The sequence below is a fragment of the Paracoccus sp. (in: a-proteobacteria) genome (assembly GCF_047605025.1).
Lineage (GTDB): Bacteria > Pseudomonadota > Alphaproteobacteria > Rhodobacterales > Rhodobacteraceae > Paracoccus.
On sequence record NZ_JASGGO010000019.1, the window covers coordinates 22,231 to 46,629 of the forward strand.

A 24,399-nucleotide genomic window follows, 5' to 3' on the forward strand; every position below is an offset into this window, starting at 1 on the left:
TTCGATCCTTGCCCAGTGCCGCCGCGAGATCGCGGAGGGGGGACGATCCTGGAGAAAGCGGACGCTTGCCCATGGACCGGCAGGCACGCATCTGTCCGGCAAAGCCGGGGATCGGAACCGCGCAGATGCGGACAAGCGGCTTTTCACGATGATCGAGCCCCCATACCAAGTGACGAGGGGCGCTTGGCCATGCCGTCGCGAATGCCGAAGAGAATAGGGGCACCGCGCTTCATCGCCGGCGACCCAGTGGGTCAGTGAGTCAGCGCCCCGGATCGAGCGCAGCAAAGGCCATGCGGAAAGTCGTCCCCGCCCCGCGCCCCACGAAGAGCGACATCAAGTCGATAATTTATTTAAAAAGATCAAATTATTACATATAATTCTTCAGCGCCGCGAAAACGCCATCACCGGCATCCCTTGGGCAATGGCGCGGAGCACGTAGGGAATGCGTCAGCTAGCGCCGATGCGGCAGGCCGCGCCGGGTCGAGCCGGGGCGGATCTGCTCCATGCGCAGGATCAGCGCCTCGACCAGGGCCTCGCGCGGCAGGCCGGATTCCTGGGAAAGCCGCATCAAGCCGAACTGGACGCGGGCAATCTCCTGATAATAGCGGGTGAAGCTGTAATTGATCCCCGCGCCAGCGACCGCGCCCAGGATCGGCACCGCCTGCGCGGCGAGTTTCTGCGCCAACGAGGCCGACAGGCGCGGCGCCACCTTGGCGATCAGCGTCTGGATCGTCTGCCCGGTGATCGTCATCCGCGCCGCCAGAAGGCCCAGATCCGCGCCCTCATCCTGCGCGAGCGGCCCGGCCGAGGCGAAGACATGCAGCGCCTCGTGCCGAACCGCATCGCTGTCGGGGTCGAAGCCATGCTCGGCGGCGATGTCCAGGATTGCGCGCAGAAGCAGCGTCACCGTCACCGGCAATTCCATCGCCGCCCCGGCCAGCCCGGCAAGCCCGCCCGCCGCCCCCGAGGCGGTCGAGAGCACCCGGTTGAACCAGTCGCCGCGGTCGCGAACCATCCCGCGCGAACGCGAGGCCGCGTCGAAGGCACGGTCCAGCGCCGCATGGGTGACGCCGTCCATGCGCTTGCGCACCGGCGCGGGCAGCTTTTCGATCAGCCCCTCGGCGCGGCCGCCGACGGCGTTCAGAAGCTCCATCGCGACGCCCCCGGCCTTCAGATAGCGCCGCGCCAGCCGGTCGATCTCGGCATGGACGGTGGGATCGGTGATCGGCGGCAGGACCGCCTGGCGGGCCGGGATCGGGGTATGCTGGGTCATCTGGGACTGCCTTGTCCTTTCCTGCTGCGCCGGCTGCGAGAGGCGCCATCTGAAAACCCAGATAGGAAGCGTGGGGTTCCCTGTCATCCCGCCGCCGCCCATCATCCCGCGAAATGGCAGAACCCCGCCTGCCGAAGCGGTGCAAGGATGCCCGCCCCTCTCTGCCCCCCCCTTGGCCGCCGTCTTCAAGGCGCCGCCGGCCATCACGGCCCGGCGCGAGGCTCCGAGAGGCGCCGGGACCGACGGCAACGATGAGGACTGCTTTCCTCGGCAAGAGGAACCACCGGCGGGGACGACCGCCTGCAAGCGCCATGACCCTGTCCGGCAAAGCCGCCGGGACGAAATCGGCGCTGGCATCGACCTTTGGCCGGACCAATGCCGAAACCGCTTCGCGGCGGCAGGACATGTTCCGATATGATCGGAAAATGATCCGGCGAGCGGTCTAAAGACATCGGGATGCGGGCAACTTGGGCGCGGTCGCGAAGGTATTCGGAAAACGGCGCCGGGAACGCGCGCGTCAGGTCGGCGACAGGTGGCGCAGGCCATGGGTCACGTCGGCGCGCACGGCCAGGCGCAAGCCGGGCTCGTCGCCCGCGCGAAGCGAGGCCAGGATCATGCGATGGTGGCGCGGCGGCTCGTGCCGTTTCACCCGGCCATAGAGCGCGCGCATGGTCGGCCCCAGTTGCAGCCAGACCGTTTCCAGGATCGCCAGCATCGCCGGCGCCTGAGCGCGCAGGTAAAGCGTGCGGTGGAATTCCAGATTGGTGCGGATATAGGCCACCGCGTCATGCGTTTCGACCGCCTCGCCGATCGAGGCGTTGATCAGCGCCAGCCGGTCGATCAGCGCCAGATGCGCGCGCGGCAGGGCGCGGGTGGCAAGCTCCGGCTCGATCAGGGCGCGCAGCGCGGCAAGTTCCTCGATCCGCTCGACAGAGAGCTCCGGCGTGGCGATGCGGCCCGAGGAGGAAAGCGTCAGCGCGCCCTCGGCCACCAGGCGGCGCACCGCCTCGCGCGCGGGGGTCATCGAGACGCGATGCTCGGCAGCGATGCCGCGCAGGGTCAGCGCCTGGCCCGGCGCCAGCTCCCCCAGCATGATCCGGCCGCGCAGGCCACGATAAAGACGCTCATGCGCGGCGGTCTCGGTGGGGCGTTTCGGGTGTATGTTCATGGCGATATTTGTGATCACGGGCGCGGGCGGCGTCAATCGTCAATCCGCCTGAAAGCGCCAGGCCATCAATTCCTGGCCATGGGTCCTGAGCCAAGCCCGATGCGGGGCGAAACCTGGCATCAGGCGGGCGCAGGCGGCCCAGAAAGCCCGCGAATGGTCCATATGGGCCAGATGCGCGACCTCATGGGCGGCAACGTAATCCAGCACCCCCGGCGGTGCCATGGCGAGCCGCCAGGAGAACATCAGCCGCCCGTCCTGGGTGCAGCTTCCCCAGCGCGAACGGGTGTCGCGAAGCGTCAGCGCGCGAAAGTCGCGGCCTAGGGCGGCGGCATGGCGATCACAAGCGGCAAGCAGGCGCGCATGGGCCAGATGCCTGAGGAAGGCGGCGGCAGCCCGGCCGGGATCGGCGGCGCAAGGCAGCAGCAGCGCGTCGTCCCGGATCAGGGCGGCGCGGACCGGAGCCGGCGTCAGGCGCAGCGCGCGCCCCTCGACCGGCAGCAGCGCGCCCGGCTGGACCATCGCCCGTAGTGGCATCTCGGCCTGCGCCTGGCGCAGCCATTCGGCGCGGGACTGGGCGAAGGCGCGCCCCTCGGCCAGGGTCACGCGCGGGGGCAGCGTCAGCACCACCCTGCCCTCGGCCCGCGTCACCCGCAGCACCATGCGCCGCGCCCGCGCCGAGCGGCGCAGATCGACCTGGATATCGCCATCCACGATGATGCTTTCCACGCTCATTGCCTTGAACCTCCGGCCCTATTGCCCTAGCTATTGGCGCCTGACCGCGCCCGCCGCGCAAGGGGAAAAGGCTTTGACAGCCTGCGCCACCTGTGGCAGGGGACAGCGGATTTACCTAACTGCGGCGGAAAGAGAAAACCATGCCCAAAGAGGAATGGGGCACCAAGCGTCAGTGCCCCCATTGTGCGACCCGCTTCTATGACCTGACGAACGACCCGATGACCTGCCCGGCCTGCGGCAATGTCTTCACGGCCGACAGTCTGAACAATGGCCGCTCGCGCTCGCTGATCTCGGAAAAAACCGCGGCGCGCGACACGGACCAGAACGACCTGGTCGATGACGAGGATCTGGATTCGGATACCGATAACGGCGATCTGGACGACGATCTGCTGGACGACGACGATGACGATGGCGACGTGTCGCTGGACGACATCGCCGATGTGCCGGGAAGCGACGACGACTGAGCCGCGCGGGGGCGGCCTTGGGCTGCCCCCCGCTTGTCCGGCGAAAAGCCTCGCGGGCCTCGGCGCCCCAAACTGGCTCCGGCCCGGATCATCAGCCGTCCGTGGCGATTTCCCCATATCTGGCCCGCTTTTTCAAGCTGGCGGGCAGATCGCAAGATCAAGCCCTTGCCCCAAGGGCTGCGGGTTCCCTGCGCCGGGGCCTGCACCGCCTGTCTGGATCGCGGTTGCCGGCCTGCGGGTCGGCGGCATGGGCGCCATCTCTGCCATCCCGCCGATCTGCGGCTTCCAGAATTTCGCCGATTGATCGCGGGTTTCTTGCGGGTTTTCTGCGGGACTCATGTGGCGACATGGGCGGCGGCGGGACACCTTTTGTCGGCCCCGCATACCTCTGGGGAAAGGGACGCGGACCGCAGGCACCCCTCCCAGAATGCGGGCGATACCCTGCTGTCCGCGATATTGCCCGTGCCGGTCTGGATCGACCGCCGCCGATACCGGAAATATCACGGGTTCCAACGCAGGCGACAGCCCGACGCATGGGACACGAGGACCGTCGCCTCCGGCCCGCTGCGTCAACCCTCGCGGGCGCTCTGCATACGCGCGGCGATCTCTTGCTGGCCCGAGCGGCGCATTCCCTGGATCGCGCCCTCCAGATCCTCGGGCGTGCGGTTCTGGCTCAGCTTCGACTTGGCCAGAACCCGCGAGACCTCGATCCGCAGCGCCACGATATTGCCCAGCATCCCCTGTAAATAATCGGCGGGCGCATCGGCCATGCGCCAGGCGGCGGCGCCGTTCAGCCGCCGCTCGTGGCTGCGCGTCAGCAGGCCCACGGCGGCGCGCTTGGCATGGTCGTCGTGCTGAAAGAAGATCCGGCCATGCATATGCACGACCTCGTAGTTCCAGGTCGGCACATGGCTGTGATGGACCGCCTTCGAGGGGTAGAAATTCGGCGAGACATAACCGTCTTCGCCACGAAAGATCGCCAGCACCTCCTGCCCCTCGGCGATCAGGCGGTGCATGTCGTTGGCCAGCGCCGCATGGCCGATCAGCCTTGCGCCCGGCGCGGAAAGCAGCGGCAGATGGTTCGCGACCAGGCCCTGCCCGGTCTGGGCGACGATGCAGGCCAGGGGCGCGGCCCCGACGATGCCCTCGATCCGCGCGGGATCGAGCTGCTGGAAATGCGGCGGGACATACATTTCGGACTCCATGAAAAAGGGCGCCCCGTGGGACGCCCTGGAAGACATCGGCGCGGGCCGGATCAGGCTGCGCGGGCGGTCAGGACGGTCTCGACCTTTTTCTGGGCGCCGGCCTCATCCATGCCCGAGACGGCGGCGACTTCGCGGGTCAGGCGGTCCAGCGCGGCCTCGTAAAGCTGACGCTCGGAATAGGACTGTTCACGCTGGTCGTCGTTGCGGTGCAGATCGCGCACCACCTCGGCGATGGACATCAGGTCGCCCGAGTTGATCTTTTGTTCGTATTCCTGGGCGCGGCGCGACCACATGGCACGCTTGACGCGGGCCTTGCCCTTCAGCGTCTCAAGCGCGCGGTCGATCAGGTCGGGGGTCGCCAAGCCGCGCATGCCGATCTCGGTCGCGCGCGAGGTCGGCACACGAAGCGTCATCTTGTCCTTCTCGAACGAGATCACGAACATCTCAAGGCGCAGACCCGCGATTTCCTGTTCTTCGATGGACACGATCCGACCCACGCCATGGGTCGGATAGACCACGAAATCATCGGGGCGGAACTCGGTCTTCTTGGCTTTCGACATGGAACTTCCTTCACAGCGGCGCCGATCAGGGCGCAAAAAGCCCCCAGAGCCGGTTGTCCGGTCCTTATGGGCCACTTTATGTTAATGTCAGGTCCGGGCCGGGCAGACAGCCAAGACAAGTAGCACCGCCAAACGGGCCACGAAAGCAGCCACATTGCGGTCTATGTCACATACTTAGCATAAATTCCGGCTGAAATCAAAGCGCATGAACAAAGCTGCCCCGGCCCTGAAAAAACACTATATTAGCATGGAGATTCAATGAATTGCACAAGATATATCGACACCACGGATGACGCACCGACGACGAATCAACGGATCTTCAATCATCGGTGATCGCTGTTCCGCAACGTCACGGCAGAAGCTCAATCCCCTTCGCCGGGCGCTTCCGAGAAGTATTTTTCCAGCTTGCCGGATTGGCCGTCCATCTCTTCATAGCCCGGCATCGGGTCTTTCTTGCGGGTGATGACGGGCCAAAGCTCGGAATATTTGCGGTTGAACTCGACCCATGTCTCCATGTCCGGCTCGGTATCGGGGCGGATCGCGTCGGCCGGGCATTCCGGCTCGCAGACACCGCAATCGATGCACTCGTCGGGGTGGATGACAAGCGTGTTCTCGCCTTCGTAGAAACAGTCCACGGGGCACACCTCGACGCAGTCGGTGTATTTGCACATGATGCAGTTATCAGTGACGACATAGGTCATGGCGGGTCTATTCCTGTTTCCTGCCCGGCTAGTTACGCTCGGTGGGTTGATCATTCAAGGCCGGCAGCGACGAAAAGACCCGCATCCGAGAGGCCGGCCAGCCCAGCGAATGCCCGTTCCGAATCGCACGGCGCGACCGGAACGAAATTCCGGCGCGCGCACCCGGTGCCTAGTCCGCGACCTCTTCGTAAAGTGCCGCGGCCTCGGTGGCGGGACCGCGCCTTTCACCCAGATCGACCACGCGCAGCACCCGGACCCGCCCATGGGCCGAGACCGTGATCACATCGCCGGGACACAGCATCTGGGCGGGCTTGGTGCAGGGCCGGCCATTGACACGGATGCCGCCATGCTGGATCGCCTCGGACGAAAGCGTCCGGGTCTTAAACAACCGTGCGTGATGCAGCCAACGATCCAGGCGGATGCCGGCTGCCGCTTGTGGGACGCTCACGCGCCGGGTCCGATCACGACTTGTTCTTCAGCGCCGCAAGAATCGCGAAGGGGCTGTCGGGATCGATCTTCTTCTCGGCCTTGGGCGGCCGCGCCTCGAAGCTTTTCGGGCCTTCGTGGCGGGGCTTGCCGCCCTTGCCGCCATGCGGCTTGCCCTTGGGACCGCGCTCGCCACGATTCTCGTCACGGCGCTTGCCCTCAAAGCGGGGACGCCCGCCATCCTCGCTCTTTTGCTCGCCCCGGTTTTCGCTGCGGTTTTCGCCCCGGTTCTCACGGCGCGGGCCGCGATCCGGGCGGTCGCCAGTTGCCTGCCGCTCGGGACGCTCGCCCCCGCGCTCACCACGTTCCGGGCGGCGCTGGCCACGCGGACGCGGCGCCCAGGTGAAGGTATAGAAGGTCTCAAGCTCGGGCGCGGCAGGCTCCGACGTCGCCTCGTCGCCCGATTCGTCCTGGGCGGATTTGCGGGCGGCCTGCTCGGCCTCCCACTTCGCGCGGGTCTCGGCGACCAGAACGCTTTCCTCTTCGGTCAGCGGATGCTCGTGATCCGTGGCTTCGGGCGCGGGGGCCGGCGCGGCGGCGGCATCGGGACGGGCCTTCGGACGCTCGGCCTTCTCGGCACGGTAGCCCAGGCCCTGCAACAGGCCCGCGAACTGCTCCAGCGTCATCCCGGTGATCGAGAGCATGTCCGGCGTCGCCTCGAACCCGGCGCGGCTGTCCTGGTTGCGCAGCAGGTCGGCCAGCCGTTCCAGCATGTCGATGCGGATCGCCCGTTCCCCCGCCGGATGATAGCCCGAGAGCGTGTAATAGCCCTTGGGCACATCGGCCAGGTTCGGGATGGTGACCAGCCCGGCGGGCGGGCTTTCGGGGAACTCGCTCAGGCCCTGGTCCAGGCCCCACAGCACCAGCCGCAGCCGGGTCGGCGCCGGCTTCAGCAGCGCGGGCTGGAAAATGGTGAACTGACCGAAGCGCACGCCATGCTTGCGCAGAAGGCCGCGCGATTCCTGGTCCAGTTCCTTGACCTCGGTGGCCACGCCCTCGCGCGGCAGCACGCCCATCGCCTCGACCAGGCGGAAGGCAAAGCCGCGCGCAAGGCCGCTCAGCGCCTCGTCGTTCTTCAGCGCCAGCAGCGGCTCGAAGGCGGTGGCGGTCTTGCGGTCGATGAAGTGCTGCAAGCGGCGGCGGACCTTCTCGGCGATCTCGGGACCGGCCTCCTCATCGACGAAAGGCTCGACGCCGGGCCTCAGCGCCTCGGTGCCCTTGACCAGCTTGCCCACGGCCGAGGCGCCCCACATCAGGCCGCCCTGCTCGGTAAAGTCCAGTTCGGTATCCGGCGCGTTGTAGAACCTGTCGGCGCGCAGATGGAACTCGGGGCGCAGCGCCTCATAGGCGGCGCGGGACAGCATCTTCGCTTCCTCCCCGGTCGCATTCGGATCGGTGCGGAAGCGGAATCCCTCCAGACGGCCGGCGAACTCGCCCTCGACCGTCACTTCACCTTTGTCATTCACCTCGGCCAAAAGGCTCTCCTTCTGCTTGAGCCGGCGCAGCAGCACAGAAGTGCGCCGGTCCACGAATCTTTGCGTCAGCGCCGCGTGTAACGCGTCCGACAGGCGATCTTCTACAGCGCGCGTCTCGACGCGCCAATGGCTTTCGTCCGAAACCCAGCCCGAACGCTGCGCCACATAGGTCCAGGTGCGGATATATGCCAAACGTTTGGACAAAGTATCGATGTCGCCCTGCACCCGGTCGATGCGGGAAACCTGTTCGGCCAGCCAGTCGCCGGGCACGCCGCCATCCTGAAGAAAGCCGAAGATCCGCGCCAGCAGCGTCGAATGCTCGACCGGCGAAATCGAGCGGAAATCCGGGATCCGGCAGACATCCCACAGCAGGCGCACGTCCCTGGGATGGCGCAGCCGGTCGCGGATCTCGGGCATGACCGACAGTGCCTTGAGCGCGCGCAGGTCGTCCGCCTCGCGCCCGCGCGCCAGCCACTCACTTTCCGGCGAGGTTTCCAGGCTTTGGATCAGCCGCTCGACCGTGCCGTATTCCAGCGCCGGGTTGCGCCACATCAGCCGGCTGATCGGTTGGAAGCGGTGGTTCTCGATGGCCTCGACCAGCCCTTCGTCCAGCGGGCCGGCATCACCGGTCACGCCGAAGGTGCCAGGCTCGGTATGGCGGCCGGCGCGGCCTGCGATCTGGCCCAGCTCATGGGGGAAAAGCGGCCGATAGCGCCGCCCGTCGAATTTCTCGGTGGCCGAGAAGGCGACATGCCGGATGTCCAGGTTCAGCCCCATGCCGATCGCGTCGGTCGCGACCAGGTAATCCACCTCTCCGTTCTGATACATGGCGACCTGGGCGTTGCGGGTGCGCGGGCTAAGCGCCCCCATCACCACCGCGCAGCCGCCCTTCTGGCGCCGGATCAGTTCCGCCGTCGCATAGACCTCATCGACAGAAAAGCACACGATGGCCGAGCGCGGCGGCATCCGGCTGATCTTTTTCGACCCCGCCCAGGACAGGGCCGAAAACCGCTCGCGCCGCATGAACTGCGCGCCGGGCACCAGCGCCGCGATGGCGGGGCGCATGGTGTCGCTGCCCAGAAACAGCGTCTCGTGCAGGCCGCGCATATGCAGCAGCCGGTCGGTGAAGACATGGCCGCGCTCGGGATCGGCGCAAAGCTGGATTTCGTCCACGGCGACGAAATCGGCGCCGACCTCGGGCATGGCCTCGGTGGTGGCGACCCAATACCGCACCCGCTCGGGGACGATGCGCTCCTCGCCCGTGATCAGCGCCACGACGCTGGGGCCGCGCGCCTTGACGATACGGTCATAGACCTCGCGCGCCAGCAGCCGCAGCGGCAGCCCGATGACCCCGGTGCGATGGGCCAGCATCCGGTCGATGGCGTAATGGGTCTTGCCGGTATTGGTCGGGCCAAGAACGGCCGTGACCCGTGATCTGTCCCCCATGTCAGGCGTCCGTCATGTCAGGCGTCCGTGCCCTTGCCGCTGGCTTCAAGCCGTTTCAAGGAATCGCCGGCATCCTGCTGATGTGGATTGATTTCCAGACTGGCGTGATAGGCGGCCAGAGCCTGGCTTTCCTGTCCCAGCTCCTCCAGGATCGCGCCCAGTTGCGTCAGCGCGGGGAAATGACGCGGCTCCAGTGCCAGGGTCTGGGCCAGATCGGCGACGGCGGGTCCAGTCCGGCCCGAAAGCTCATAGGCGACGGCGCGCAGATACCAGCCATTGGCATAGTCGGGTGCGTGGTCGGTCAGCGCGGTCAGATGGCCGATGGCGGCGTCCAGGTCGCCCGCATCCATCGCCGCCTCGCCGCGCTTGGCCAGAAGGTCCATCGCCGCCGAACCCGAGCGCGACCAGATGCGCAGGATGTCGGCCTCGGCCCGCGCCCAGGCATCGCCCTCGGGCTGGGCCAGTTCGGCGAACAGCGCATCCAGATCCTCGCGCGCGCGCAGCCGGGCCTCGGCGGTCGGCTCGTCGGGGGCGGCGGGGGTTTCCAGCGCCGAGCGACCGGCCCGCGATTCGGGGTCCTGCGCTTCGGGGGGCTGTGTGTCAGGCGCTTGCGCGTCGGGCGCCTCGGCCTGGACCCGAAGCGGCTGCGGGTCACCCTGGGCGAAAGCCGGAACCAAAAGCGATCCCAGGATCAACCCTGCCGTCACGGCATTCTGGAAATGGGGGACTGGCCAATGCATGATGCCTATGTAACTTTCCACCCAACCCATTTCCAGAGACAGAACGAGGAAACAGAAAATGAGCAAAGTGGTCGATGCCGCGGTGGCGGCCCTTGATCCCAAGGCCAAGGGCTTCGACGGCACCGCCAAATTCGTGATCGAGGGCGAAGGCGCGGTCTATATCGACGCCGCCGGCGCCCGCGCCGCCGATGACGAGGCCGAAGTGACCCTGACCGCCAGCCGCGAAACCTTCGAGGGCCTGCTTTCGGGCGACGTGAACCCGACCATGGCCTTCATGACCGGCAAGCTGAAGGTGGACGGCGCGATGGGCACGGCGATCAAACTGGGCGCGCTGCTGGGCTAGCGCCACGATGACGCCGGCGCCCTTCAACACACTGCCGGGCGACCCGCCCCCCCTTGCCCGCGCCTTCTGGCTGCGGACCGAGGACGGGCTGCGCCTGCGCGCGGCGCATTGGGCGGCCGGAGGGGCGCAAGGCTCGGTCCTGCTTTTCCCCGGCCGCACCGAATACATCGAGAAATACGACACCGTGGCGCTGGATCTGAACGCGGCGGGCCTGGACGTGCTCAGCCTCGACTGGCGCGGGCAGGGCATGTCGGACCGGCTGCTGCCCGATCCCCGGCCCGGCCATGTCGAAAGCTTCGCCGATTACCAGCGCGACGTGGTCGAACTGATCGTCGCGGCGCAGGAGCTGGACCTGCCCCGGCCCTGGCACCTGCTGGCCCATTCCATGGGCGGCGCCATCGGCCTGGCGGCGCTGGAAGGCGGGCTGCCGGTCGACTCTGCGGTGTTTTCCTCGCCCATGTGGGGGCTGAACCTCGGCAAGGCGATGACCCGTATCGCCCGCGGCATGGCGGTGCTGTCCTGCGCCGCGCGCCGCCAGCACCGCATCGCCATGGGTTCGGGCAGCCATGAGCCTTTCGTGCTACAGCACGGGTTCCTGGACAACCCGCTGACCACGGACGGGCAGATCTGGGGCCGCAGGGTTGCCGAGGCGGCGGCCTGGCCCGACCATGCCATCGGCGGCGTCACCTATCACTGGCTGCTCCAGGCGCTGAACGAATGCCGGCGCCTGGCCGCGCTGCCCTCGCCCGGCCTGCCCATGCTGGTCGCCCTGGGAGCCGAGGAACAGATCGTCTCGCCCCAGGCCATCCGCGACCGCGCCGCCGCCTGGCCCGGCGCCCGGCTTCTGGAACTGCCCGCCTGCCGGCACGAACCGATGATGGAAAAGCCCCGCCTGCGCGAGGAGTTCATGCAAGCCTGCCTGCGACATTTCGGCCCGCCGGGCTGAAGCCCGCGTGCCAAGGGTTGAAGCCTGGGCCGTAAAGAGACACATCTTGGTCAACCGAAAGGATCGACCATGACCATCTCGCATTCCCACCTTCCCTTCGCACCGCGCCCAGGCAAGGCGCCGGTGCGCGATGAAAACGCCCGCCCCGTCGTCGCCGCCCAGCCCGATCTGGGCGAGTTGCCGGAATGGAGCCTGGACGACCTTTACCCGGCACCGGATGCGCCAGAGCTTCAGGCCGATCTGACCACGCTGGAAATCGCCTGCTGCCAGTTCGCCCGCGATTACGACGGCCGCCTCGCCTCGCTCGACGGGCCCAAGATGCTCGACTGCATCGAACGCTATCAGCGGATCGACATCCTGAGCGGGCGCATCATGTCCTATGCCGGGCTGCGCTATTACCAGAACACCACAGACGGCGCGCGGGCGAAACTGCTGAGCGACTTGCAAGACCGCATCACCCAGGCCACGACCAGGCTCGTCTTCTTCTCGCTGGAGTTCAACCGCATCTCGGATGAGCGTTATGACGAGATCTTTGCCCAGCCCGACGGCCCCGCCCGCTACAAGCCGGTCTTCGACCGCATGCGCGCGCTGCGCCCCTATCAGCTTTCCGACGAGCTTGAGCGTTTCCTGCACGACAATTCCGTGGTCGGCGCCGCCGCCTGGAACCGCCTGTTCGACGAGACGACCGCCGGCCTGACCTTCGATGTCGAGGGCGACGAGATGGGAATCGAAGCGACGCTGAACCTGCTCTCGGACCACGACCGCGCCCGGCGCGAGGCGGGCGCCCGCGCCCTGGCCGCCGTTTTCGGTAGCAACATCAAGCTTTTCGCCCGCATCCACAACACGCTCGCCAAGGAAAAGGCGATCGAGGACAAATGGCGCAAGATGCCCACGCCCCAGACCGGACGGCATCTCTCGAACCATGTCGAACCCGAGGTGGTCGAGGCGCTGCGCAACGCGGTCAAGGCCGCCTATCCCCGCCTCTCGCATCGCTATTACCGGCTGAAGGCGAAATGGCTGGGGCTGGAAAAGCTGCAAATCTGGGACCGCAACGCGCCGCTGCCGACCGAGATGCCCAGGGACATCCCCTGGCCCGAGGCGCGCAAGACGGTGCTCGACGCCTATGCCAGCTTCTCGCCGAAGCTCGCGGAACTGGCCGAGCCGTTCTTCGATCTGGGCTGGATCGACGCGGGCGTGAAACCCGGCAAGGCGCCGGGCGCCTTCGCCCATCCCACCGTCACGACCGTGCATCCCTATGTGCTGCTGAACTACCTGGGCAAGCCGCGCGACGTGATGACGCTGGCACATGAGCTGGGCCATGGCGTCCATCAGCGCCTGGCGGCGGCTCAGGGCGAGTTGCTGGCCTCGACACCCCTCACCCTGGCCGAGACGGCAAGCGTCTTCGGCGAGATGCTGACCTTCCGCGCGCTGCTCGCCAAGACCACCGATCCCGCCGCCCGCAAGGCGCTGATCGCCGGCAAGGTCGAGGACATGATCAACACGGTCGTGCGCCAGATCGCCTTCTACGATTTCGAATGCAAGCTGCACGCGGCCCGCGCCGAGGGCGAACTGACCCCCGAGGACATCAACGCGCTATGGATGTCGGTCCAGGGAGAATCCCTGGGTGACGCCTTCGAATTCATGCCAGGCTACGAGACGTTCTGGACCTATGTGCCGCATTTCGTGCATTCCCCCTTCTACGTCTATGCCTATGCCTTCGGCGACGGGCTGGTGAACGCGCTCTACGCGGCCTATGAGGACGGGCTACCCGACTTCCAGAAGAAATATTTCGCCATGCTTTCGGCGGGCGGATCGCAGCACCACAAGGAACTGCTCGCGCCCTTCGGCCTCGATGCCTCGGACCCGGCCTTCTGGGACAAGGGACTTTCGATGATCGAAAAGCTCATAGACGAGCTTGAGGCGATGGAGGCGTAACCCACCCGGCCCCGCCTGGGCACGCCCCCGATCCTGCCCGACCCCGGCGGCGCGCCCAGGCGGCCCTGCCTTCGTCTTCCACCCTCTTTCTTGCTCAAATATCCTGGGGGAACGCGCTCGCGCCCCCATTGAGGGGGCGCGAGCGCGTGGGGCAAAGCCCCCGGCCCCGCTTCCATCCTTTCCTCCGCCCGCCTCCCGCGCCTATGCTGACCGAAAGCCGCCACCCTGCGGCCAAGCAGAAAGGGCACGCCATGCTGCGGCTGATCCGCCGCCTTCTCATCGGTCTTGCCGCGCTGGCCGTGCTGGCTGCGACCATGATCGCGATCTGGGGTCCGGGATATGTCGAGCGGCGCATCAACACCCGCAGCATCGTGCAAGCCCCCCACCCGGTCTCACCCCAAGCGCGGGCGCTGCACGACCGGCTGGTGATCGGAGACTGGCATTCCGACGCCCTTCTCTGGGACCGCGACCTGCTCACGCAATCGGATCGCGGCCATAGCGACATCCCCCGCCTGATCCAGGGCAATGTCGCGGTGCAGGTCTTCACCACGGTCACGAAAAGCCCGCGCGGGCAGAATTACGGCCATAACTCGGCCGAGGCGGCGGACAATATCACCCCCCTCTTCATCGGCCAGCTACGCCCGCCGCCAAGCTGGTTCAGCCTCAAGGAACGCGCTCTGACCCAGGCCCGCGCGCTGGACCGGGCCGCCCGCGCGGCACCGGACCGGCTCACGATCCTGCGCTCGGCCCAAGACCTGCACGCCCTGCTCGCGGCCCGCCGGAACGGCACCCGCATCCTGGGCGCCATCCTCGGCACCGAGGGCGCCCATCCGCTGGAAGGCGACATCGCCAACCTGCGCGTCCTTTACGGCGCGGGCTTCCGGCTGATCGGGCTGACCCATTTCTTCGACAACGAACTGGGCGGCAGCCTGCACGGCGAAGGCACGGGCGAGGGCGAGGGCCTTACCGATTTCGGCCGCCAGGTCGTGGCCGAGATGCAGGCCCGGCACATGATCATCGACCTGGCCCATGCCAGCCCCCGGATGGTGCGCGACGTGCTGGCCATGCCGGGAACCCGGCCGATCCTTTCCCACACCGGCATCCGCGGCAATTGCGCCAGCCCCCGCAACCTGCCCGACGATCTGGTGCGGGCCATCGCGGCCAAGGGCGGGCTGATCGGCATCGGCTTCTGGACCGAGGTGAATTGCGGGCCGCACGCGATCCATGTCGCGACCTCGATCAGGGCCGCCATCGCCCTGGTGGGCGAGGATCGCGTTTCGCTCGGCTCGGATTTCGACGGCGCGGTCGATACACCCTTCGACGCCGCGCATCTTGTCGAATTGACCCAGGCGCTGCTGGACCAGGGCCTGACCGAGGACCAGATCGCCAAGGTCATGGGCGGCAACATGATGCGCTATCTTGCCGAGACGCTCTGAAGGCGGCACCCTGCGCCGACCAAACCCGAAGGGAAATCATGCTGACCATCTATGGCGTCACCCGCTCGCGCGCCTCGCGCATCATCTGGCTCTGCCATGAGATCGCCCTGCCCTTCGAACAGGTGCCGGTGATCCAGGCATATCGCCTGGCCGATCCGCATGCGCCGGACGCGCCCATGAACACCGCGACGCCCGCCTTCCTTGAAATCTCGCCGCAGGGCGCGATCCCGGTCATCCGCGACGGCGATCTGGTGCTGACGGAAAGCTTCGCCTGCACCCTGCACCTCGCGCGCGGCCATGGCGGGACGGTCGGGCCGGCGAATGCGGCCGAGGACGCGCTGATGCAGCAATGGAGCTTTTACGCCGCCGCCTCGGTCGAGGCCGACGCACTTCTGATCATGCAGCGCCACCGCCCCGGCCAGGCACAGGACGGCGCCGACCAGGCCGCCGTGGCCGAAGCCGCCCAGCGGCTGATCCGTCCGCTGAAGGTGCTGGAGGACCATCTCGCGCGACACGGCCATCTGGTCGGAGACCGCTTCACCGTGGCCGATCTGAACATGGCCGAGGCGGTCCGCTATGCGCGCGGCCACCACGCCCTGTTCCAGCAGTTCCCGGCGGTCAGCGCCTGGCTGGCCGATTGCCACGCCCGCCCGGCCTTTCAACGCATGTGGCAAGAGCGCGAGGCCGAACCGGCCTAGCGAGCCAGTCCCGGCACAACCTCACCCCCACTGGAGGAATTCGAGCGCGTCGCAGGCTTCCATGTCTTGCCATGACGGCGGCGATGGTCGCGAAACGCCGCAAATCGAATGACGCCCGGCGGGCGAGGATTGCGATGCTTTCGCCGGGCAGGTCGGTGATCCGGGGAAGATCCGGCCTGGACAACCGCCTGCAAGCAAGCGGTTGCCCCTGGATTCCCCGTTCCGGGGCGCATTGGAACAGCCACGATCCTGTCGCCGGCACCATCCTTCGCGCGCATCAGCGGGCAGCGAGCGGAAAAAGGGCGCCAGGGATCAAACGCCGGAGCGTTCCCAAGACGGGCCGAGCACCAAGCTTCACATGCCGGCCGATACGCTGGGGCCGCCCCCACGGGTCCCGATCACACCGGGTCAGCCGCGCGACATCCCACCGCGCGGCGCCCTGCCAGAGAGCCGGAAAGGGCCGGCTTCAGCCCTGCTGCCCCTTGCGCTGCGCGGGATGCAGCGCGTTGCCCAGGATGTGCTCGGCCTGATAGACCACATGGCTGGCATGACCGACGATCAGCGGATCGGGCGGGGTCACGATTTCAAGATCCTTGTCGGGATAGTCCAGCGAGGACAGGAAATGCCGCATGCAGTTCAACCGCGCGCGCTTCTTGTCGTTGGATTTCACGATGGTCCAGGGCGCGTCGGCGGTGTCGGTGTAAAAGAACATCGCCTCCTTCGCTTCGGTATAGTCGTCCCATTTGTTCAGCGAGGCCACGTCGATGGGCGAAAGCTTCCAGCGTTTCAGCGGGTCGGTGCCGCGCGCCTCGAAGCGGCGGCGCTGCTCGCCCCGCGTGACCGAGAACCAGTATTTGTAAAGCCGGATGCCCGAGCGGACCAGCATCCGCTCCATCTCGGGGGCCTGGCGCATGAATTCCAGGTATTCCGTGGGCGAGCAGAAGCCCATCACCCGTTCGACCCCGGCGCGGTTATACCAACTGCGGTCATAGAATACCATTTCGCCCGCGGTGGGCAGATGCTGCACGTAACGCTGGAAATACCATTGCCCACGCTCTTGCTCGCTGGGCTTGTTAAGGGCCACCACGCGGGCAAAGCGCGGATTCAAATGCTCATTGAAACGCTTGATCGTGCCGCCCTTGCCGGCGGCGTCGCGGCCCTCGAACAGGATAACGAATTTCTGCCCCGTCTCCTGCGCCCAGATCTGCACCTTCAGCAATTCGGCCTGAAGCCGTGCCTTCTCCTGCTCATAGGCGCTGCGCCCCATGCGGCGGGCATAGGGATAGCGGCCGGATTCGAAGGCCAGCCGGATCTCGTTGCTGTCGATCTTGGGAAAGCTTCGCGGCCCGGCCGGCGCTTCGGCGGCGGATTTCTGGACCGGCTCGGCGGCGGGCGCCTCCCCAGCCGCCTCCCCAGCCGCCTCCCCAGCCTCGGCCCCAGCCTGCGCCTCAGCCTGCGTCTCAACCTCGGGGCCAGCCTGCGCCCCGACCTCAGCCACAATCTCGGCCCCGATCTCGGCCAGTTCCGCCGCCACCGGCTCCTCGATCTCCAGGGCCGACTCGCCCACGATCCGATCACTTTCCATTCGCATCTCCATGCTCCTCGCCAATAACCATCTTTGAAACACGCAATTTTCCCATGCCCGTCCCGCCCCGACATTGATGCGTGTCAAATCCAAGGCATTTTGTCGCATTTGCCTTGAGGTGCCCCCTCCACCAGCCCTTGCGGTCCACACGCCCCGCGATACTTTCCCTTGCCCCCGCCCGGCCGGGCATGAGATAACGCCACCCCATAAGAACAAGGCGGGCAGGCGCATGGCAGACGATCTCTTTCCCACATCGGACAAGGCCAGTGACAGCTACTCAGCCGCGTCCATCGAGGTGCTCGAAGGGCTGGAGCCGGTCCGCAAGCGCCCCGGCATGTATATCGGCGGCACGGATGAACGCGCGCTGCACCATCTGGTCGCCGAGATCCTGGACAACTCGATGGACGAGGCCGTGGCCGGCCATGCCAGCCGCATCGAGGTCGAGCTTCTGGCCGATTTCAGCGTCGTGATCCGCGACAACGGCCGCGGCATCCCCATCGACCCGCACCCGAAATTCCCCGGCAAATCCGCGCTGGAGGTCATCCTTTGCACGCTGCACGCGGGCGGCAAGTTCTCGGGCGACGCCTATCAGACCTCGGGCGGGCTTCATGGCGTCGGCGCCTCGGTCGTCAACGCGCTTTCCGACAGCATGGTGGTGCAGGTCGCCCGCAACAAGGAACTGTTCCAGCAAGGCTTCTCGCGCGGGATCCCGCTGGGTCCGGTCCAGAAGATCGGCGCCGCCCCGAACCGGCGCGGCACCACCGTCACCTTCCATGCCGACGAACAGATCTTCGGCCATCACCGTTTCAAGCCCGCGCGGCTGATCAGGATGGTGAAATCCAAAGCCTATCTCTTCTCGGGCGTCGAGATCCGCTGGAAATCCGAGATCGAGGACGGCGAAACCCCGCTGGAAGCGACCTTCCATTTCCCCGGCGGCCTGGCCGATTACCTGAACGAGCAGTTGACCGGCAGCTCCACCTATGCCGACCGTCCCTTCGCCGGCAGCGTCGATTTCAAAGAGAAATTCGGCCTGCCCGGCAAGGTCGACTGGGCGATCAACTGGACCCCCGCCCGCGACGGCTTCATCCAGTCCTATTGCAACACCGTCCCCACCCCCGAGGGCGGCACGCATGAGGCGGGTTTCTGGGCCGCGATCCTCAAGGGCATTCGCGGCTATGGCGAGTTGATCAACAACAAAAAGGCCGCCAACATCACCCGCGACGATCTGGTGACGGGCGGCTGCGCGCTGGTTTCCTGCTTCATCCGCGAGCCGGAATTCGTCGGCCAAACCAAGGACCGCCTGGCCACGACCGAGGCGCAGCGCCTGGTCGAGGGCGCCGTGCGCGACCATTTCGACAACTGGCTGGCCGCCGACACGAAATCGGCGGGCGCGATCCTGGATTTCCTGGTCCTGCGCGCCGAGGAACGCCTGCGCCGCCGCCAGGAAAAAGAGACCGCCCGCAAGACCGCGACCAAGAAGCTGCGTCTGCCCGGCAAGCTGGTCGATTGCTCGGCCACCAATCGCGAGGGGACCGAGCTTTTCATCGTCGAGGGCGATTCGGCCGGCGGCAGCGCCAAGATGGCCCGCGAGCGTCAGTCCCAGGCGCTTCTGCCCCTGCGCGGCAAGATCCTGAACGTGCTGGGCGCGGCCAGTTCCAAGCTGGGCAGCAACCAGGAGATCAGCGACCTTTGCCAGGCGCTGGGGGTCGGCATGGGCACGCGCTTCAACGTCGATGATCTGCGCTATGACAAGATCATCATCATGACCGATGCCGATGTGGACGGCGCCCATATCGCCAGCCTGCTGATGACCTTTTTCTTTACCCAGATGCGGCCCCTGATCGACAAGGGGCACCTTTATCTGGCCTGCCCGCCGCTTTACCGGCTGACCCAGGGCGCGCATCGCATCTATGTCGCCGACGATGCCGAGAAAGAGGCGATGCTGGCCAAGGGCCTGGGCGGCAAGGGAAAGATCGACGTGCAGCGGTTCAAGGGCCTGGGCGAGATGGACGCCAAGGACCTGAAGGACACGACGATGAACCCGCGCACGCGCAAGCTGATCCGCGTCTCGATCGACGAGGATGAGGGCGGCGAGACCGGCGATCTGGTCGAGCGGCTGATGGGCAAGAAACCCGAACTGCGTTTCCAGTTCATCCAGGAAAACGCGCAATTCGCGGATGCGGACGAGCTGGACTTGTGACCCTTGCCGGCCCGCTCGCATCCATATGCGGGCGGCGCTTTCCTAAGGCCGCTTTCGCCTTCCGGGCATGGTTAAGGCTGACCGAGGGGCAGGTGCCCATGTGCTGAGATTTACTGGCCGGGGACGAGAGAGCTAAACTTATTATTTCAAAAAATCACTTGAAAGATGTAAATTTAAGGCCAAGAAAAATAGGCCCATGCAAAAATAGATTTTCCGTTACCCTCCTTTTAATGCATTAACTCAGGAGGGGTATGATGCGCAGGGCGGTCCTCTTAACATTTTTTGCTGCATTATCCAGTTGCGGACCGCAGAGTTCATTCCTTGGCCAAAAACCGGACACAGTGACGGTGGATGCGGCGTTGACCGATATAGCCAATGGCTTGACATCGTTCCGCGCCATAAATGAACGAGCAGGGGTTAACAACGGGCTTCTGTTGGATGAAATTGAGCTGACATTAAATATTACAAGCTCAAGAGATGGATCCAATAAGATCGTAGTTGATACTAAAGATGTATCTCCTCCGGTTCTGTCCGGCGGAACATTGGGCACCAATATTGAGGCAGGACGGGGATGACATAACGAGAGATCGAATACAATTGTCGTTAAGTTCAAAAATAAATATACCGCGCAACTCAATGGCGGCACCAAGCCAGGCGACGTTCCTTCATGGACCACCATGAGTTTGCCGTCCAAACCTTCAGGAAAAAATAGAGTCGATGAAATATTAAGGGATTTCAAAGATAATCAAGACTGAGTATATTTATTAAATTAAAATACCTTCCCGTCATACTCCATGACAGGGCCGGAATTAAAAATAAATAACGCCAATATTTTTTATTATAAAAACCACGCCACCACCGGACTCGATACTACATAGTTCATATAATTTTAAATTCTTAATTTGCATTCACCTAAAACCGCATCCCCCACCGGAACCCGACCCCCTCGGTCCCGACCCCGAAACTTGCCGCCCCAAAGCTGACCCCGATCAGTGCGCCCGTGAACACCTGCTGCGGCGTATGCTCGCCCGCATGGACCCGGCTCCAGCCGGTCAGACCCGCCGCGCCGTAAGCCGCCGCGCCTGCCCAGGGGCGATCCTCGAAACATTTCCCGGCCAGGTCCGAGGCGCCGAAGAAGGCCGCCGCCGTATGCCCGGACGGAAACCCCTCGCCCTCGCCCGAGGGGCGGCGCGAGATAGGCTGGCCGTCGAAGAACTGCTTCATCCCCCAGACCAGCGCCGCCTGCAAAACGCCCCGGACGGCGAAATCCTCAAGCCGGTCCTGATCGGCCGCGCAGGCCGCCGCCGCCAGCGGCAGGCCGTATTTCATCGCCGTGCCGAACTGCTCGAACGGGTCGGAATGGGCCGGGCCGGAATAGGCCAGGGCGGCCATAAGCGGCAGGGCGCGCGTCAGCATCGTGTTCGTCCGACGCGCGGTGCACGCCCGGCGCACAGGCGCTGCATGCGGATCACACGGGAAAACCAAGTGATTTCAGGGTGAACCGCCCTGCCCCTGACAGATGCCGCACGCATCTAGGCCCCCAGCCGGATCACCCGGTCCATGCGGCCCGCAAGCTCCATATTATGGGTGGCGATCAGCGCCGAAAGACCCGTATCCCGCACCAGCCCCATCAGCACGTCGAACACCTTATCCGAGGTCGCCGGATCCAGGTTCCCGGTCGGCTCGTCCGCCAGCAGCAGCGCCGGCTGGTTGGCCAGTGCCCGACAAAAAGCCACGCGCTGCTGCTCGCCCCCGGAAAGCTGCGCGGGCCGGTGATCGGCGCGATGACCCAGCCCGACCCGGCCCAGAAGATCCGCCGCCCGCGCCCGCGCGGCCGTCTGGGAAACGCCGTCAGCCAATTGGGGCAGAACGATATTTTCTTCGGCCGAGAATTCCGGCAGCAGGTGGTGGAACTGATAGACGAAACCCAGTTCGCGGCGGCGCGCCTCGGTCCGGGCGCGGTCGCCCTGCCCGGTCATGTCGCGCCCCTTCAGCAGCACGCGGCCCGCGTCGGCGGCGTCCAGCAGCCCCGCGATATGCAGCAACGTGGACTTTCCCGCACCCGAGGGCGCGACCAGCGCCACCACCTCGCCCCGCGCGACCGACAGCGACAGATCCGTCAGAACCGGCACGGGGGCCGGACCGCCCTTGCCGTAGGTCTTTGAAATCCCGTCTAGAACCAGAATGTCACTCATAGCGCAAAGCCTCGACCGGGTTCATCCGCGCCGCGCGGCGGGCGGGAAAGATCGTGACCAGGAAGGCCAGGCCAAGCGACAGCGCCACGGCGCGGAAGATGTCCCAGGCGCGCAATTCGCCGTGCAGCGCATAGATGCCGCGCACCTCGGGCTGCCAGGCATTTCCGCCGGTCAGCGCGTTCAGCGCCGCCATCACATGATCGACGTTCAGGGACAGCGCCACGCCCAGGACCAGCCCGGCCAGCGTCCCGATCACGCCGGTAAAGGCGCCACACAGAAAGAAGATCCGCAGGATCGCGCCCTCGGTCAGACCCATGGTGCGCAGGATGCCGATGTCGCGGCCCTTGTTCTTGACCAGCATGATCAGCCCCGAGGTGATATTCATCGAGGCGATCAGCACCAGGATCGACAGGATGATGAACATCACGTCGTCCTCCATGTCCAGCGCCGCCAGGAACGACCCCGAGGCATCGCGCCAGGACCAGACCTGCCCCCGCTCGCCCGCGGCCTGCAAAAGCGGCATGGTCCAGTCATCCACCTGTTCGGGCCTGTCGACATAGACCTCGATCTCGCTGGCCTCGCCCTCGCGGTTGAAATAGCTCTGCGCCTCGGCCAGCGGCATGTAGATGCGCGTCTTGTCGATGTCATAGCGCCCGGCCGAGAAGATATAGACCACCTCATAGCTCTCGATCCGGGGGGTGGTGCCGAAGGCGGTCTTGGCCCCGTCAGGCGACACCAGTTGCAGCTTGTCGCCGACCAAGACGCCCAGATCGCGCGCCAGCCCCATGCCGATGGCGACGCCCCGGTCGAAATCCGCCGGATCGCCCTGCGCTGTCGTGGAATCGGCGATGCGCGGCATCGCCTTCAGCGCGTCCAGCGTCACGCCATAGACATCGCCAAGCCCCGCCTGCCCGTTCGCCTGGGCCATGACCTGGCCGCGCACGGCGGGATCGGCGCGCAGCACGCCGGGGATCTTGCGGATCTTGGCGGCCAGGGCCTCGTAATCCTGGATCCCGCCATGGGTCACATAGGTCTCTTCGGTCAGGTCGTTATAGATCGTGGTGGGCGCGTAATAGACCGTGCTATGCGGGTTCGCGCCCAGGATCGTGTCGACGAAATCGCCGCGGAACCCAGCGCGCACGGCCAGCGTGGTGATCAGCGCCATGACGCCCAGCGTGATGCCGATGAGGCTGATCCAGGTCATCACGCTGACCCCGCCCTCGGCGCGGCGGGCGCGCAGGTAGCGCCAGGCGATCATGAACTCATAACGCGAAAACGGGCGGGGATTGGCCATCGCTCACCTGGTGGTTGGACCGCGCCTGCTTGGCCCGAAGACGCGGATATTGCAAGCCAACAAGGCCGTGACCGCTTTGCGCGCGCGTTCCTAAAGCAGCAGCGAATTGACCAGATCCTCGGCCTCGACGCCCCAGATCACCAGCGTCGCACTCTCGTCCGGGCGCAGGACGACCCGGTCGCCGCGCGAGGTCACGCGGGTGGCGATGAACTCCTCGGGGGTCAGGTCAAGATCAAAGGCCGTGAAGTCGATCAGATCCACGGGTCCGAACTCCTCACCCGGATCGGCGTTGAAGTTCCGCGCCACGTCGCGGCCGCCGCCGAAATCCATGACAATGGTGTCCTGGGTATAGGAAAAGCAGAAGATCCGGTCGCGTCCGGCGCCGCCATCGATGACCTGCAATCCGCCCGGAGAGTATTTGTTCCAAATGACGGCCTCGGTCAGCCGGTCGCGCGCGGCCCCGTAGATAATATCGTCGCCATCGCCGCCATAAACGGAAACCGATCCGTAGCCGCTCAGGAATATCTTGTCGTTCCCGGCACCGCCATGCACGACACTTCCCCCATTGTCATAAATGCCGTCACCCAGCAACGTTATCCGGTCGTTCCCGTCGCCCCCGTCGATGTAAGCCGAGGCGCCGAGGACACGGATCGTGTCGTCGCCCTGATCGCCATAGATGCTGTTGTTCCGGGACAATCCAGAAAAAATATCAAATAAATGTAATTCCAGTATAATCTGGTCATTTCCGGCGCCGCCATGAAGTTCGTTATGCCCGCCGGGGCCAGCGAAATCCCAGGATCCGGTATAGTCTTCCTCGCGGGATATATCCCTGATGACATCATTTCCGTCTCCGCCGAAAATCGTATCGGATCCCCGATCGCCCAGAAGAGTGTCGTGACCATCGCCGCCAAGGATATAATCGTCGCCCCTGCGGCCATTCAGGCGATCATTTCCGCCTAATCCGTCGATATAGTCATCCCAGGTCTCGGTATGATATTCTGGCCAGAATCTGCCGGAAAGGCGGTCGTCGCCTTCGGTGCCGATGATTTCCCTGAATACAGGCATAGGTTCCCTCCCGTTTAAACCCGGCTGACCCGGCTTGGGCCGGGCATATCCGCTTACCCTGAAAATGCGGTGGCTCCCCACCGCGCCGCAGGAATATTATTCCAGCAAAGGGCTTGATTGGCAAGCCGGGACTGCCCCGTGATCACGGCGAGACTATAGCGGGCCGGGACGGCGTTCCTCGGACAGCATGACGTTCGCCTCGACCTGGCCCACGCTCGGCAGGGTCATGATGCGGCGGCGCAGGATGCGCTCGAAATCGGCGATGTCGCGGGCATGGATGCGCAGCCGATAATCGAACTGGCCCAGGACATGCTGGACCACCTGCACCTCGGGGATGGCGGTTACGGCACGCTCGAAATCCTCAAGGCCGACGCGGCCCTTCGCTGACCGCCTCCGCCAGCCCGACGGCAGGAAGAAATGCGCATACCGTGCCAAGTATCAAGACATGTCTC

22 protein-coding genes and 1 pseudogene are annotated in these 24,399 nt (G+C 65.6%); 8 read left to right on the forward strand and 15 right to left on the reverse strand.

Going from position 1 to position 24,399, the window contains the following annotated elements; all coding sequences use genetic code 11:
* Nucleotides 1-451: 451 nt before the first annotated feature.
* The 3 genes from QM682_RS11940 to QM682_RS11950 all read right to left on the reverse strand — a co-directional run bounded on the left by QM682_RS11940 (nt 452) and on the right by QM682_RS11950 (nt 3,173).
* On the reverse strand, nt 452-1,273 hold the full coding sequence (locus tag QM682_RS11940) for an EcsC family protein (RefSeq protein ID WP_415129999.1): 822 nt from the start codon (nt 1,271-1,273) through the stop codon (nt 452-454).
* Between the two features lie 517 nt (nt 1,274-1,790).
* Nucleotides 1,791-2,441 carry a GntR family transcriptional regulator gene (locus QM682_RS11945; protein WP_415130087.1) on the reverse strand — a complete coding sequence of 217 codons (651 nt, stop codon included), beginning with the start codon at nt 2,439-2,441 and terminating at the stop codon, nt 1,791-1,793.
* Between the two features lie 39 nt (nt 2,442-2,480).
* The gene (locus QM682_RS11950) at nt 2,481-3,173 is read right to left on the reverse strand and encodes a M48 family metallopeptidase (RefSeq protein ID WP_415130001.1); all 693 of its coding nucleotides are present in this window, start codon (nt 3,171-3,173) and stop codon (nt 2,481-2,483) included.
* A gap of 140 nt (nt 3,174-3,313) precedes the next feature.
* Here QM682_RS11950 and QM682_RS11955 point away from each other — a divergent pair, with 140 nt between their 5' ends.
* Nucleotides 3,314-3,637, forward strand: coding sequence for an FYDLN acid domain-containing protein (locus tag QM682_RS11955; RefSeq protein WP_415130003.1), 324 nt, complete (start codon nt 3,314-3,316; stop codon nt 3,635-3,637).
* A 569-nt stretch (nt 3,638-4,206) separates the two neighbouring features.
* On the opposite strand, the gene QM682_RS11960 is transcribed toward QM682_RS11955, so the two are convergent.
* The 6 genes from QM682_RS11960 to QM682_RS11985 form a co-directional block, all read right to left on the reverse strand.
* Nucleotides 4,207-4,830 carry an FMN-binding negative transcriptional regulator gene (locus QM682_RS11960; RefSeq protein ID WP_415130005.1) on the reverse strand — a complete coding sequence of 208 codons (624 nt, stop codon included), beginning with the start codon at nt 4,828-4,830 and terminating at the stop codon, nt 4,207-4,209.
* 62 nt (nt 4,831-4,892) lie between these two features.
* On the reverse strand, nt 4,893-5,402 hold the full coding sequence (locus QM682_RS11965) for a CarD family transcriptional regulator (RefSeq protein ID WP_415130007.1): 510 nt from the start codon (nt 5,400-5,402) through the stop codon (nt 4,893-4,895).
* A gap of 362 nt (nt 5,403-5,764) precedes the next feature.
* On the reverse strand, nt 5,765-6,103 hold the full coding sequence (fdxA, locus tag QM682_RS11970) for a ferredoxin FdxA (protein ID WP_415130009.1): 339 nt from the start codon (nt 6,101-6,103) through the stop codon (nt 5,765-5,767).
* 169 nt (nt 6,104-6,272) lie between these two features.
* On the reverse strand, nt 6,273-6,551 hold the full coding sequence (locus QM682_RS11975; RefSeq protein WP_415130011.1) for an RNA-binding S4 domain-containing protein: 279 nt from the start codon (nt 6,549-6,551) through the stop codon (nt 6,273-6,275).
* Nucleotides 6,552-6,564: 13 nt separating this feature from the next.
* Nucleotides 6,565-9,510 (reverse strand): helicase-related protein, encoded by a 2,946-nt coding sequence (locus QM682_RS11980; protein WP_415130013.1) that lies wholly within the window; start codon nt 9,508-9,510, stop codon nt 6,565-6,567.
* Nucleotides 9,511-9,527: 17 nt separating this feature from the next.
* Nucleotides 9,528-10,250 carry a hypothetical protein gene (locus QM682_RS11985; RefSeq protein ID WP_415130015.1) on the reverse strand — a complete coding sequence of 241 codons (723 nt, stop codon included), beginning with the start codon at nt 10,248-10,250 and terminating at the stop codon, nt 9,528-9,530.
* 58 nt (nt 10,251-10,308) lie between these two features.
* Between QM682_RS11985 and QM682_RS11990 the strand changes: the two genes are divergently transcribed.
* From QM682_RS11990 to QM682_RS12010, 5 genes are all read left to right on the forward strand, one after another.
* The gene (locus QM682_RS11990; protein WP_415130017.1) at nt 10,309-10,593 is read left to right on the forward strand and encodes an SCP2 sterol-binding domain-containing protein; all 285 of its coding nucleotides are present in this window, start codon (nt 10,309-10,311) and stop codon (nt 10,591-10,593) included.
* 7 nt (nt 10,594-10,600) lie between these two features.
* Nucleotides 10,601-11,539, forward strand: a complete 939-nt coding sequence (locus QM682_RS11995; RefSeq protein WP_415130019.1) for an alpha/beta fold hydrolase — start codon at nt 10,601-10,603, stop codon at nt 11,537-11,539.
* Between the two features lie 69 nt (nt 11,540-11,608).
* Nucleotides 11,609-13,474 (forward strand): M3 family oligoendopeptidase, encoded by a 1,866-nt coding sequence (locus QM682_RS12000; RefSeq protein ID WP_415130021.1) that lies wholly within the window; start codon nt 11,609-11,611, stop codon nt 13,472-13,474.
* A 251-nt stretch (nt 13,475-13,725) separates the two neighbouring features.
* The gene (locus QM682_RS12005; RefSeq protein WP_415130023.1) at nt 13,726-14,910 is read left to right on the forward strand and encodes a dipeptidase; all 1,185 of its coding nucleotides are present in this window, start codon (nt 13,726-13,728) and stop codon (nt 14,908-14,910) included.
* Nucleotides 14,911-14,948: 38 nt separating this feature from the next.
* Nucleotides 14,949-15,608: a glutathione S-transferase family protein gene (locus QM682_RS12010; RefSeq protein ID WP_415130025.1), complete on the forward strand. Its 660-nt coding sequence runs from the start codon at nt 14,949-14,951 to the stop codon at nt 15,606-15,608.
* 466 nt (nt 15,609-16,074) lie between these two features.
* On the opposite strand, the gene ppk2 is transcribed toward QM682_RS12010, so the two are convergent.
* Nucleotides 16,075-17,193: a polyphosphate kinase 2 gene (gene ppk2 / locus QM682_RS12015; RefSeq protein ID WP_415130027.1), complete on the reverse strand. Its 1,119-nt coding sequence runs from the start codon at nt 17,191-17,193 to the stop codon at nt 16,075-16,077.
* Between the two features lie 229 nt (nt 17,194-17,422).
* On the opposite strand from ppk2, the gene parE reads away from it, so the two are divergent.
* Together parE and QM682_RS12025 are read left to right on the forward strand one after the other, a co-directional pair.
* A complete protein-coding gene (gene parE / locus QM682_RS12020) occupies nt 17,423-19,393 on the forward strand; it encodes a DNA topoisomerase IV subunit B (RefSeq protein WP_415130029.1) in 1,971 nt (656 codons plus the stop codon).
* 254 nt (nt 19,394-19,647) lie between these two features.
* On the forward strand, nt 19,648-19,968 hold the full coding sequence (locus tag QM682_RS12025; protein ID WP_415130031.1) for a hypothetical protein: 321 nt from the start codon (nt 19,648-19,650) through the stop codon (nt 19,966-19,968).
* Nucleotides 19,969-20,305: 337 nt separating this feature from the next.
* On the opposite strand, the gene QM682_RS12030 is transcribed toward QM682_RS12025, so the two are convergent.
* The 5 genes and pseudogenes from QM682_RS12030 to QM682_RS12050 form a co-directional block, all read right to left on the reverse strand.
* Nucleotides 20,306-20,809 (reverse strand): phosphatase PAP2 family protein, encoded by a 504-nt coding sequence (locus tag QM682_RS12030; RefSeq protein ID WP_415130033.1) that lies wholly within the window; start codon nt 20,807-20,809, stop codon nt 20,306-20,308.
* Between the two features lie 116 nt (nt 20,810-20,925).
* A complete protein-coding gene (locus tag QM682_RS12035; RefSeq protein ID WP_415130035.1) occupies nt 20,926-21,588 on the reverse strand; it encodes an ABC transporter ATP-binding protein in 663 nt (220 codons plus the stop codon).
* Entirely contained in the window at nt 21,581-22,882 is a 1,302-nt protein-coding gene (locus tag QM682_RS12040; RefSeq protein WP_415130037.1) for a lipoprotein-releasing ABC transporter permease subunit, read from the reverse strand. Before QM682_RS12040 ends, QM682_RS12035 begins: the two co-directional genes overlap by 8 nt.
* 90 nt (nt 22,883-22,972) lie before the next feature.
* Nucleotides 22,973-23,947 carry a hypothetical protein gene (locus QM682_RS12045; RefSeq protein WP_415130089.1) on the reverse strand — a complete coding sequence of 325 codons (975 nt, stop codon included), beginning with the start codon at nt 23,945-23,947 and terminating at the stop codon, nt 22,973-22,975.
* Nucleotides 23,948-24,100: 153 nt separating this feature from the next.
* Nucleotides 24,101-24,334 (reverse strand): annotated as a pseudogene (locus tag QM682_RS12050) (Lrp/AsnC ligand binding domain-containing protein); the annotation flags it as partial.
* Nucleotides 24,335-24,399 lie beyond the last annotated feature (65 nt).